10 protein-coding genes are annotated in these 8615 nt (G+C 65.6%); 8 read left to right on the top strand and 2 right to left on the bottom strand.

Translation table 11 applies throughout. The features are described 5' to 3' along the window. Positions 1-105 precede the first annotated feature (105 nt). From Q0K00_RS10340 to Q0K00_RS10370, 7 genes are all read left to right on the top strand, one after another. Positions 106-1464, top strand: coding sequence for an FAD-dependent oxidoreductase (locus Q0K00_RS10340; RefSeq protein ID WP_297229252.1), 1359 nt, complete (start codon positions 106-108; stop codon positions 1462-1464). A 185-nt stretch (positions 1465-1649) separates the two neighbouring features. Continuing rightward, a complete protein-coding gene (locus tag Q0K00_RS10345; RefSeq protein ID WP_297229254.1) occupies positions 1650-1775 on the top strand; it encodes a hypothetical protein in 126 nt (41 codons plus the stop codon). Between the two features lie 77 nt (positions 1776-1852). Continuing rightward, positions 1853-2917 (top strand): dTDP-glucose 4,6-dehydratase, encoded by a 1065-nt coding sequence (gene rfbB / locus Q0K00_RS10350; protein WP_297229256.1) that lies wholly within the window; start codon positions 1853-1855, stop codon positions 2915-2917. Between the two features lies 1 nt (position 2918). Then, entirely contained in the window at positions 2919-3803 is an 885-nt protein-coding gene (gene rfbA, locus Q0K00_RS10355) for a glucose-1-phosphate thymidylyltransferase RfbA (protein WP_297229257.1), read from the top strand. 14 nt (positions 3804-3817) lie between these two features. After that, a complete protein-coding gene (gene gmhB / locus Q0K00_RS10360; RefSeq protein ID WP_297229259.1) occupies positions 3818-4393 on the top strand; it encodes a D-glycero-beta-D-manno-heptose 1,7-bisphosphate 7-phosphatase in 576 nt (191 codons plus the stop codon). A 10-nt stretch (positions 4394-4403) separates the two neighbouring features. After that, complete coding sequence (rfbC, locus tag Q0K00_RS10365; RefSeq protein WP_297229261.1) at positions 4404-4961, top strand: dTDP-4-dehydrorhamnose 3,5-epimerase; 558 nt, start codon at positions 4404-4406, stop codon at positions 4959-4961. 51 nt (positions 4962-5012) lie between these two features. Then, complete coding sequence (locus Q0K00_RS10370) at positions 5013-5885, top strand: pyridoxamine kinase (RefSeq protein WP_297229262.1); 873 nt, start codon at positions 5013-5015, stop codon at positions 5883-5885. A 252-nt stretch (positions 5886-6137) separates the two neighbouring features. Here Q0K00_RS10370 and Q0K00_RS10375 read toward each other — a convergent pair whose 3' ends face one another. Continuing rightward, positions 6138-7412 carry a competence/damage-inducible protein A gene (locus tag Q0K00_RS10375; protein WP_297229264.1) on the bottom strand — a complete coding sequence of 425 codons (1275 nt, stop codon included), beginning with the start codon at positions 7410-7412 and terminating at the stop codon, positions 6138-6140. Between the two features lie 6 nt (positions 7413-7418). After that, positions 7419-7952, bottom strand: coding sequence for an adenylyl-sulfate kinase (gene cysC / locus Q0K00_RS10380; protein WP_297229266.1), 534 nt, complete (start codon positions 7950-7952; stop codon positions 7419-7421). A 137-nt stretch (positions 7953-8089) separates the two neighbouring features. On the opposite strand from cysC, the gene Q0K00_RS10385 reads away from it, so the two are divergent. Then, positions 8090-8545 (top strand): hypothetical protein, encoded by a 456-nt coding sequence (locus Q0K00_RS10385; protein WP_297229268.1) that lies wholly within the window; start codon positions 8090-8092, stop codon positions 8543-8545. The last annotated feature ends 70 nt before the right edge of the window (positions 8546-8615 follow it).

Consider the following 8615-nt stretch of genomic DNA (forward strand, 5'->3'; position numbering starts at 1 on the left):
GCTTGTTGGTTTGTCTGGTAACTTCCAACTTACCGAATGAGGAAAGGGTGAACAACCTATCGGAACACAACACCTAGTCCGGCAGCCGAAAGGCTGTCAAATGCCGTGCCCCCCGCCCCCCTGCGGACGGATGTCCTCGTGGTGGGCGCCGGTCCGGCCGGTCTCATGTGCGCACGCGAAGCGGCCGGACGCGGACTGCGCGTCCTCGTGCTGGAACAGGCCGCCCTCCCCGGGCGCAAACTGCTGATCAGCGGCGGCGGCAAGGCCAATTTCACCAACCGCCGCGTGCTGCCGCTGCATTACCGCTGCGGCGATCCCGCCTTCTGCGGCCCGGCCCTGAACGCTTTTTCCCCGGCGGTCATGGAGCGCCTCGTGGCGGCCTGGGGCCTGCCCGTGGAGGAACGCGGGCACGGTCAGCTCTTTCTGACGGTCCCGGCGCGCGATCTCCTGCATTGCCTCATGGAGGACCTCCGGTCCCGTGGCGTGGACATCCGCACCCGCCGCGCGGTACGCGCCCTGCGTCGCACGGCGGACGGCTTTTGCGTCGAGACGGACGACGGCCCCTGTCTGGCCCGCGCCGTGGTGCTGGCCGCCGGTTCCCCCGCCTGGCCGCAGGCGGGCGGCTCCACGGCGGGCTTTCGTCTGGCGCGGGCCTGCGGCCATACGCTTGTCCCCCCCTTCCCGGCGCTCGCCCCCTTCCTGTTGCCTCCTGACGCGCTCCCAGTCCCGGCGGAAGGACCGGACCGGGACGCGGGACCGCAGCGAACGCCGCCCCGCCGTCTGCCCCCGGCCGCCCGTCGGAGCCTGCCGCCCGCCGCTCGTTCCGTCTCCGGCGCCCCGGCCACATCCCCGACCCGCGACGCGCCGAGAACGCTGGCGGGTATCAGCCTGCCGGTGCGCATCTCCCTGCCCGACGCCGGTCTGCCCCCGGCACTGGCGCGTGACCCGATCTGGCGGGACGATCTGCTCTTCACTCACGAGGGACTCAGCGGCCCGGCCGCCCTCAAGGCCTCGCTCTTCTGGGAGCCGGGCATGTCCGTGCAGGTGGATCTCCTGCCGGAAACATCCTTCCGCGCGCTGCTGGACGATCCGCAAAGCGGACGGCGGAGCCCGCTCTCTCTGCTGCGGCAGCATCTGCCGCAACGCCTTGCCGAGGCCCTGCTGCCGCCCGAACTTGCCCGCCGCCGCGCGGCCGAATTATCGCGCAAGGCGCGGGAAGAACTGTACGAAGCCGTGCACGCCCGGCGTTTCCAGCCCTCAGGCGTGGCGGACTTCCGCAAGGCCGAAGTCTGCGGCGGGGGCATCGACGTGCGCGAAGTTGAGCCTCGCCGTATGGAGAGCCGTCTCCTGCCGGGGCTGTTCCTCATCGGTGAGATGCTGGACGTGACGGGCCTGCTGGGCGGCTACAACCTGCACTGGGCCTGGGCCAGCGGCGTCGCCGCCGGACGGGCCGTCCTGTCCTGAACGGCCGGCGCGACTCCAAAGAGAGTCGCCCATGTCCCGCCGCCCGGCCCTGTTCATCCTGGCCACGCTCATCCTTGCCCCCTTCCTCTGGCTTCCTGGACAGCCTGCTCCCGCGCACGGGAGGCGTCCCCGCCCCCTGGCGGTCGCGAAATATGCGCACCGCCTGGCTCGGCCAAGATACACGAATGTATGCGCCCCAGGCGGCACACCTCGAGCTCATCCCGCTCGATCCGGAGACGAGGCCCGCCCTGCCGCCGGATTTTCCCCGCCGCATCCTGCGCGCTTGGGCCGGAAAGTTCCCTCTGGAATAAGGATAAGGCAGCCTTTTTCCTTGCCGTCCGTGCGGGCTTCGCCTACCATGCGGTATCACTCTCAGTAAGGATACCCTATGAATTCCTGTCATCTGATCACCGGCGGCGCCGGTTTCATCGGCTCCTGTCATGTCCTGCAGACGCGCGCTTCCGGCACTCCCGTCGTCACGCTGGACAAGCTGACCTATTCGGGCAATCTGGCCAATCTGGCCTCACTGGCCGGGGACGCCGACCATGTTTTCGTTCAGGGCGACATCGGCAACAGCGAGCTCGTGGCCCATCTGCTGCGCACGCACCGCCCCTCAGCGGTCATCAATTTTGCGGCGGAAAGCCACGTGGACCGCTCCATCCTCGATCCCGAAGCCTTCGTGCGCACCAACGTGCTGGGAACGACCGCCCTGTTGCGCTGCGTGCTGGCCTACTGGCGCTCACTGAAGGAGGAGGAACAACGGCGCTTCCGTTTCCTGCACGTCTCCACGGATGAAGTGTTCGGCAGCCTCGGCCCGGAGGAACCCGCCTTCACCGAGCACACGCCCTACGCGCCCAACAGTCCGTATGCGGCCTCCAAGGCGGCCAGCGATCATCTGGTGCGGGCCTTCCATGAGACGTACGGCCTGCCCGTCCTGCTGACCAACTGTTCCAATAATTACGGGCCGCGCCAGTTCCCCGAGAAGCTCATCCCCCTGCTCGTCCGCAACGCGCTGGATCGCGCGCCTCTGCCCATCTACGGCACGGGGCAGAACGTGCGGGACTGGCTGCATGTGGAGGATCATTGCGCGGCCATCGCCCGCGTGCTGGAGGCCGGGACTCCGGGCCGCTCCTACAATATCGGGGGACGGGCCGAACGCAACAATCTGGACGTGGCGCGCGCCGTCTGCGCCATCCTGGATGAGGAGCGTCCCCACGCCGATGGTCCTTATGCCGACCTCATCCGCTTCGTGACGGACCGTCCGGGCCACGATTGGCGTTATGCCATGAACTGCGACCGCATCGAGCGGGAACTGGGCTGGCGGCCGCGGCACAGCTTCGACTCCGGCTTGCGTGACACCGTCCGTTGGTACCTCAACAATGGCGACTGGCTGGAAGCCGTGCAGAGCGGCGCCTACCGTCAGTGGCTCGAAACCAATTACGCGGGGCGCTGATATGCAACGCAAGGGCATCATCCTGGCGGGCGGCTCCGGCACGCGCCTGCATCCCATCACGCTGGGCGTCAGCAAGCAGCTCATGCCCGTATACGACAAACCCATGATCTACTACCCGCTCAGCGTGCTCATGCTGGCGGGAATGCGGGATATCGCCATCATCTCCACGCCGCAGCATCTGCCGCTCTTTCAGGCCATGCTGGGCGACGGCAGCCAGTGGGGTTGCGCCTTCACCTACATCGTCCAGCCCCACCCCGACGGTCTGGCCCAGGCCTTCCTGCTGGCCGAAGATTTTCTGGCGGGCGCGCCCGCCTGCCTCATCCTGGGCGACAACATCTTTTTCGGGCATGAACTCGATAGGCTGTTGGACACGGCCATGCGGCAGAGCGAGGGGGCCACGGTCTTTGCCTACCATGTCAGTGATCCGGCCCGCTACGGCGTAGTGGAATTCGACGAGGGGGGCAACGCTCTCAGCATCGAGGAAAAGCCGGAGGAACCACGCTCCAACTATGCCGTGACAGGTCTCTATTTCTATGACGATCGTATCGTGGACGTGGCCCGTACCATCCGGCCCTCGGCGCGCGGCGAGCTGGAGATCACGGACGTCAACAATCACTATCTGCGCGAGGGGAGCCTGCGCGTGGCCCGCATGGGGCGCGGCATCGCCTGGCTGGATACGGGAACGCACGACTCCCTGCTGGCGGCGTCCAACTTCGTGCAGGCCGTCCAGAGCCGGCAGGGCCTCAAGGTAGCCTGCCCCGAAGAGATCGCCTGGCGCAAGGGCTTCATCGACGCCGACCACCTCCGGGATCTGGCCCGGCCGCTCTGCAAGTCCGGTTACGGACAGTATCTGCTGGAGCTGGTGGACGCCGTGCGGGGCTGGTAGGAGGAGGGACGGTAGTGCATCCCCCTGCTTCGGCCCTGCGCCCGGCCGTTTTTCTGGACAGGGACGGCACCCTCAACGCGGATCTCGGCTATGTCTCCCGTCCGGAAGATGTACGCTGGCTGCCCGGCGTGGCCGCGGCGCTTGCGCGTCTGCGCTGGGCGGGCTATCTGCTGATCGTGGTCACCAACCAGTCCGGCATCGCCCGCGGCTACTATGACGAACGGGCCATGCAGGCCCTGCACGACTGGATGGATGCCGACCTGCGCGCGCAGGGGGCGCATATCGACGCCTTTTATCATTGTCCGCACCATCCGGACCTCAACGGCGCTTGCACCTGTCGTAAACCCGCCCCCGGTATGCTGCTGCGGGCGGCGGACGACTGGTTCATCGACCTTGAGCGCTCCTGGATGATCGGTGACAAAATGAGTGATGTGGTCGCCGGACGGGCCGCGGGCTGCACGCCCATCCTGCTCTCCACTACCATCTCCCTACCGGACGAGGAGCCGCCCCTGCTGCGGGCGGCCAGTCTGGGCGAAGCGGTCGGCATCATCCTTGCCGATCGCCCGTTGCATCAGACAAGTAACCTGTGAGAAGGAACATATGGAAGTCGAACGTACAAAAATTGCTGACGTGCTCCTCATACGGCCCAAGATCTGGGGGGATCAACGAGGCTTCTTCGTGGAGACCTGGCAACGGGATCGCTATGCCGCTGTCGGCCTCAGTCTGCCCTTTGTGCAGGACAATCATTCCCGTTCCCGTGGCGGCACTCTACGCGGTATGCATTTCCAGCGCCGCCATCCGCAGGGCAAGCTGGTCTCCGTCTCTCTGGGCAGCGTCTTTGACGTCATCGTGGACATCCGGCCCTCCTCCCCGACCTTCGGACAGTGGTTCGGCACTATCCTGACGGGGGACAATCAGCATCAGCTCTGGGTGCCGCCGGGCATGGCACACGGTTTCCTGGTGCTGAGTGAGACCGCACATTTCCATTACAAGTGTACGGATTTCTATCATCCCGAGGATGAGGGCTCCCTGCGCTGGGATGACCCGGACATCGGCATCGTCTGGCCGGATTCGCCGGAGCGCATCCTCTCCGACAAGGATAAGGCCGCACCCTGCTGGCGTGAGGTGCGGGAAACCCTGCTGCGCGGGAACGACTGACGTCCCTTTCACGACAGCCGTCAGCCCCTGACGGCAGGAGCATGAAACGCCATGTACGACACTCCCCTGCGCCGTGTTGCCGCCATCCATGATCTGTCCGGCTTCGGCCGCGTCTCGCTGACCGCGGCCATCCCCATCCTCAACAACATGGGCATCCAGACCTGCCCCCTGCCCACGGCGGTGCTCTCCACCCAGACCGGCGGCATGACTGGCTTCACCTTCCATGACCTCACCGGCGAGATGCACCCCATCCTCGATCACTGGCAGCGCCTGCAACTGAGCTTTGACTGCGTGTATTCGGGCTTTCTCGGCAATCTGGATCAGGTGGAGATCGCCGGTCGCTGCATACGGGACTTCCTCAAGCCTTCCGGCTTCGCGCTGGTGGATCCCGTGCTGGCGGACAACGGCGTCCTCCTGCCCACCCAGACCATGGACATGGTGCGCGCCATGCGCCGTCTCATCGGGCTTGCCCATATCGTGACGCCCAACCTTACCGAGGCCGCCCTCCTGCTGGACGAGCCCTATCGTCCCGACCTTTCCCCGGAGGATCTCAAGCGCCAGCTCGTCCGCCTGTCGGACATGGGACCGCGTCAGGTGGTCATCACCAGCGCCCCGGCCTACCGGGACGGCTACTGCGGCTCCGTGGCCTACGACCGGACGGAAGGTCGCTTCTGGATGGTCAGCAGCCGCTGGATCGACGCCTTCTATCCCGGCACGGGCGACGTCTTCGCCAGCGTCCTCGTGGGTGCCCTCCTCCAGGGCGACAGCCTGCCCCTTGCGGTGGAGCGCGCCGTGCGCTTCGTGACGCGCGGCATCAGCGTCACCCTGACGCAGAACACCGTCAATACCGAGGGCATCCTGCTGGAACAAGTGCTCTCCACCCTGGGCGACCGGGAAGGGCTCGGCCAGTATACGGAATTCTAGGCGTTTTGCCCGTGAAAAAGGCATGACGCAAGGCGGAGGCACAGCGCCGCCCGGCCAAGCCAGGGGGAAAGACCGCGTTTTTTCCGCGAAATGAGAGACCGTATGGTGTGAAACGCGAAGCATTTCACACAGCGAATGCTCTATGAAAAAATGCCGGGGAAGGGTTTTCGCCTTTCCCCGGCATGACGTTTCCAGCAGCTTTCGTCACGCATCGCCGCGCTGTCGCAAGGGCACAGCGGGACAAAAATGATCTCAAAAGCGCCCGCGCGTGGAGGCCTGCAATTCCACTTCCAGTCCGGCCAGCGCCCGCCGCAGCATGTCCAGTCCGTGCCCCACGGCACGGCGGCGCGTCCACTGCCTCCCCATATAGCGCCCCTGCGGACGCATGATCCGCAACCAGGTACGATCGGCCCCGGCAAGCGCGATGTAGACAAGCCCCACAGGTTTTTCCTCCGTGCCGCCGTCCGGCCCGGCAATGCCGGTGATGCCGATGCCCCAGTGGCTGCCGGCCCGCTCGCGCACCGCGGCGGCCATATGGCGGGCGACCTCCTCGCTCACCGCGCCCACACGGGCAAGCAGTTCCTCCGGCACGCCCAGCAGGCGCGTCTTGCTCTCATTGGCATAGGTCACCACGCCGGTACGGAAAACGGCCGAGGAGCCGGGCACGTCCGTGATGGCCGCGGCCAACAGCCCGCCGGTGCAGGATTCGGCCGTGGCTACCGTCTGCCCCCGTCGGGCCAGCTCCGGCACCACGACGCTTTCCAGATTGTCCACGTCCACGCCGTAGACCACATCCCCCAGCAATTCCCGCACGCGGGCAAGAGTGGGCGCGGCAAGGGCTTCGGCCGCTTCGGCGCTTTCCGCCTTGGCCGTCACCCGCACGAACATCTCGCCGTCCGTGGCGTAGGTGGCGGTGGACGGATTGGCCAAGCCGGTCAGCTCGGCCAGGCGCAAGGCGGCGTCCCCTTCGCCCTGGGCAAAGGCCCGCACCATATGCGAGCGGATACAGGCCTGCGTGCGGGCGGCCAGGATGGGCACGAGCTGTTCCCGCAGCATGGGCAGCAGCTCGCGGGGCGGGCCGGGCAGCATGGCCACGGCCTTGCCGTCGGCACGGCAGGCATAGCAGCCCGGCGCGGTGCCGATGCGGTTGGGCAGGGCGCGGGAGCCGCGCGGCAGCATGACCTGTTTGTATTGATTGGGGCCCATGGGCCGCTCGCCAAAATATTCTTTCAGCCGCTCCAGACTGTCGGCGTCCTCTTCCAGAGGCATGTCCAGCACGGCGGCGATGGTCTCCTTGGTCAAATCGTCTTCCGTGGGGCCAAGACCGCCGGTGGTGATGACCAGATCGCTGCGCGAAAGCGCTTCGCGCAAGGCGTCTTCCAGCCGCTGGGGATTATCCCCCACCACGCAGCTGTGCAACACGTCGATGCCCAACGCGGACAGCTCCCGCCCCACATGGGCCGCATCGGAATTGATGGTATGTCCCAGCAGCAGCTCCGTCCCAACGGCGATGATCTCCGCCCTCATGACCGCTCACGCTCCCTTTTTCCTTGCGGAAAGTTCGTCCACGATCTGGCGGGCGCACTCTTGCGGCGTGCGGTCGACGGTAGGCACCACACAATCCGCCCGCTCCGGCGCTTCAAACGGCGAGGAGATGCCGGTAAACTCCCCGATCAGTCCGGCGCGCACCTTCTTGTACAGCCCCTTGGGGTCCCGTGCTTCCGCCACGTCCAGCGGCGTATTGATGTAGATCTCAAAAAAGCGCTCCGCGCCCACGATGCGGCGCGCTTTCTCGCGGGCCGCGGCCAGAGGCGAGATGAAGGCCACGATGGGCGACACGCCCGCCTGCAGCAGGATGGACGCCACCTCGGCCACACGCCGCTGATTCTCCGCCCGGTCGGCCTCTGAGAAACCGAGATCCCGGCACAGTCCCTGCCGGACGATGTCGCCGTCCAGGATAAAGGGGTTCTCTCCCCGTTCGCGCAGCAGCGGCAGCAGTTCCCCGGCAATGGTGGATTTTCCGGCCCCGGACAGACCGGTGAACCAGTAACAGAAAGCTTGTGTCATCTCTATGCTCCTTGCGGGATGATCCCCCTTCTTCTAGCCTCTCGCCCCTCCCGATGCAAGCGGGGGCACAAGGTGCTTGCCAGCCGGGACGAGCCCGATTAAGCTGAGCGCAATCTCATTCATTACAGGAAACTGCCATGAAAAACATCTGTCTCGTCCTGGCCCTGCTCATCCTTGCCAATCAAAATGTCTGCGCCCGTACGCTGGATGCCGACTATTTTACCTTCGACGTGCCGGACGGCTGGGACGTGGTCATGGAACCCACCTGGGAAGAAAAAAACGTCAGTCTGGTGGTGGCGCGTGCCGACAAGAAAGCGGCGGCCACGCTGGTGGCGGGCGAGACCCACGGCACCCGCATGGACATCATCGCCTCCATGTTTGCCCAGATGTTCCAGACCAACATGCCCGTGGAGCGACAGGGCAACGTCTTTACCGTCCCCTTTGAAAAGGAAAACGTCTCCGGCCGACTCTGGATGACGGACAGCAACGGGATATTCATCATCTATTCCCTGACGGGGGATGATCACGCGGCCCTGAACATGGTCAAGTCCGCCGTGAAGAGCACGCGCTATCCGGGCATCGTCCTCCCCTAGGTGTTGTGTTCCGATAGGTTGTTCACCCTTTCCTCATTCGGTAAGTTGGAAGTTAGCAGACAAACCAACA

Source organism: uncultured Desulfovibrio sp. (assembly GCF_944327235.1).
Classification (GTDB): domain Bacteria; phylum Desulfobacterota; class Desulfovibrionia; order Desulfovibrionales; family Desulfovibrionaceae; genus Desulfovibrio.